The sequence below is a fragment of the Ruegeria sp. YKSF57 genome, assembly GCF_059612585.1.
The window spans coordinates 1-2,525 of the sequence record NZ_JBXWQW010000111.1 but is presented as its reverse complement, the minus strand read 5'-3'; the positions used below and the strand labels follow the sequence as shown (position 1 = coordinate 2,525).

3 protein-coding genes are annotated in these 2,525 nt (G+C 51.7%); 1 reads left to right on the top strand and 2 read right to left on the bottom strand.

Annotated features, from left to right (window positions below; genetic code table 11):
* Together AC2FLX_RS22080 and AC2FLX_RS22075 are read right to left on the bottom strand one after the other, a co-directional pair.
* On the bottom strand, positions 1–486 hold a 486-nt coding region (locus AC2FLX_RS22080), incomplete at its 3' end, for a CaiB/BaiF CoA transferase family protein (protein ID WP_496875575.1).
* Positions 483–2,090, bottom strand: a complete 1,608-nt coding sequence (locus tag AC2FLX_RS22075; RefSeq protein WP_037275503.1) for an FAD-binding oxidoreductase — start codon at positions 2,088–2,090, stop codon at positions 483–485. The genes AC2FLX_RS22075 and AC2FLX_RS22080, both read right to left, overlap by 4 nt.
* Positions 2,091–2,230: 140 nt before the next feature.
* Between AC2FLX_RS22075 and AC2FLX_RS22070 the strand changes: the two genes are divergently transcribed.
* On the top strand, positions 2,231–2,525 hold a 295-nt coding region (locus tag AC2FLX_RS22070; RefSeq protein WP_496875574.1), incomplete at its 3' end, for a LysR family transcriptional regulator.

Here is a 2,525-nt window from a genome sequence, read left to right as displayed (position 1 = left end):
CTCTCCGGTAATGCTCATCAGGCCACCCATGCCCTGAACGACGAAATCGTAGCCGGGCCGCTCGGCATAGGGACCAGTCTGTCCAAAACCCGTGATCGAGCAATAAACAAGACGTGGGTTGCGTGCGTGGACCGACCCCCAATCCAGTCCACGACGCTTGAGATCACCAACCTTGAAATTCTCGACCAGAACATCGCTTTTATCGATAAGATCATGGATGATTTCAAGGCCATCGTCTGATCCTATATCAACTGTCAAAGACCGCTTGTTACGGTTTGTGGACATGAAATAAGCACTTTCGCGGGTGTCGTTTCCATCCCGATCCTTCAGGAAGGGTGGGCCCCATCCGCGAATGTCATCACCGATGCCTGGCCTTTCAATTTTGACGACATCCGCCCCCAAATCGCCCAAGGTCTGCGTGCAACTTGGCCCTGCAAGAATGCGCGAGAGATCAAGAACCCGCAGGCCGTCAAGCGGCAAAGTCATGGGTTTCCCCTCTGTTCAGAGATGATCACCCCGGGGTTCATAATTGACTTGGGATCAAGTGATTTCTTTGCCGCAGTGAATGCAGCGCCGATTGGCGCCGGGCGCTGTTTTTCATACCAAGGCATGTGCAGTCTGCCAACGGCATGGTGGTGGGTGATCGTGCCCCCTGCCTTCATCACAGCATCATAGGCGGCGATTTTAATTTCCATACACTGCTCGCCCATTCGCTCACGGTCTGGAAGGCAATGGAACGTGAAGTACGGCGCGGGGCCATTGGGATAGACGTGGGTAAAGCGACAAGTGACGGTGCCCGCCCGACCGGTCACCCGCTTGATCGCTGCATTCACTGTCTCGATGACCGAGCTGTGCAGTTCTTTGAAATTGTTCCAGCACACAGCCGTTTCAAAGGTCTCACGACATATTCCGCGCGAAGTCATATGCTCACGATAATATGGGCCGCGAATGAAGGCATTGCGCCATTGACCAGCCACGCTGTTGCGTCCCTGTTCTGTCTCATCCACTGGAGTTCCCCCAAATTCTCGGCACAGATCAACAGTTAAGTCCATCAGCTGATCCACCGGGTAATGTGAGCTTTCATATCCCAAGACTAGGATGGGACGGCTACCATCGAAAGCTCCGGTCAATTTAGCTTCAAGCGCATCGATGAGGCGGCAGTTCGCTGGGTAAAGTCCAGATTGTGAGATCGCACGGACAGCTTCGACGCCCTGATCGTATTCAGCGAAGGTAACTGTCTTGCTTGCCTTGTGCTTGATACGGGACAAGACTCTGATCCAAGCTTCGGTGATGATTCCAACGGATCCTTCTGTGCCCATCACATAACGGTCGGGTGACGGACCAGCGCCAGAGGCGGGCAAACGGCGGCTTTCGCTGATGCCGCTTGGCGAAACCATGCGGATATTTTCGACATAATCGTCGATGTAGGTGCCGTGTGTCGCATAGTGACCGGCAGCCCTGGTTGCGATCCAGCCGCCCAGAGTCGAAAGCTCAAAGCTTTGGGGATAGTGACGCAAAGTGGCGTTATGGGTTTTTAGCTGTGTTTCTAGGTCGGGTCCATACACCCCCGCCTGCACACGCGCAGAACGCGACACTGGGTCGAATTCCAAAATCTTGTTCAAGTACCACATGTCGATGGTCACCACACCGGCATAGGTTCCGTTGATTTCAGGATTCACACCGCCGACGACACTCGATCCGCCGCCAAAAGGAATAACCGCCGCACCAATGTCACCCGCCCAATCGATTAGCGCGCGTACATCCTCTTCATTACGCGGATAAGCAACCACATCTGGGGCATTGCGGAAATCCCCGCGAAACATCTTGGCGCTGTCAAGAAATGACCGACCGTAGCTATGCAACGCACGCTCATACCGATCTGTGCGGCAAATATCTTTGATTGTCTCTGGAAAATGGGTAATTCTGCTCTCTGGCATATCGATGGTATCAAGCGTTGGTGCGGGCTTTACGTCGAATGCATCAACCTCGAAGGTACGGTGCCAAGTATCCAGTACCGGCTTCATCTCTTCGGGTGTGGCGCTTTGATCCTCAAAGCCCCAAGCATAGAATTTTCTACGTCTCTCGGTCATAGCTGTCCCCTTAAGGATTTTTTTGACATACAATTTGTCAATTAATGCTGCACTGAATTTAATATTTCACTTAATTTATTGACTTACAACTAAGTTATTCTTAGTCTTTGGTTGAGTTTTTCTTACCTTAGGTTGCGTCGATGGATCCTAAATTACCACCACTAAATGCACTGCGTACTTTCGTCATGGCAGCGCAAACAGGAAGTTTTGTCAGTGCTGCTAATGAGCTGAGTGTGACGCCCGCAGCGGTGAGTCGTTCGATTAAATCGCTTGAGGATTATTTGGGGTGCAGCCTTTTTCACCGGATGCACCGACAGATATCCTTAACCCACGAAGGACGGAATTACGCTGATAGTCTAGCCGACGTCTTTGATGAAATTAGTTTGGCCACACATAATCTGGTCGGAAAAAATGCCGATCGACCCCTTGTTATAT

Bases quoted from the DNA above. Each gene is read 5' to 3' on its own strand.
- AC2FLX_RS22075 (WP_037275503.1), bottom strand. From the start codon at position 2,090: ATGACCGAGAGACGTAGAAAATTCTATGCTTGGGGCTTTGAGGATCAA.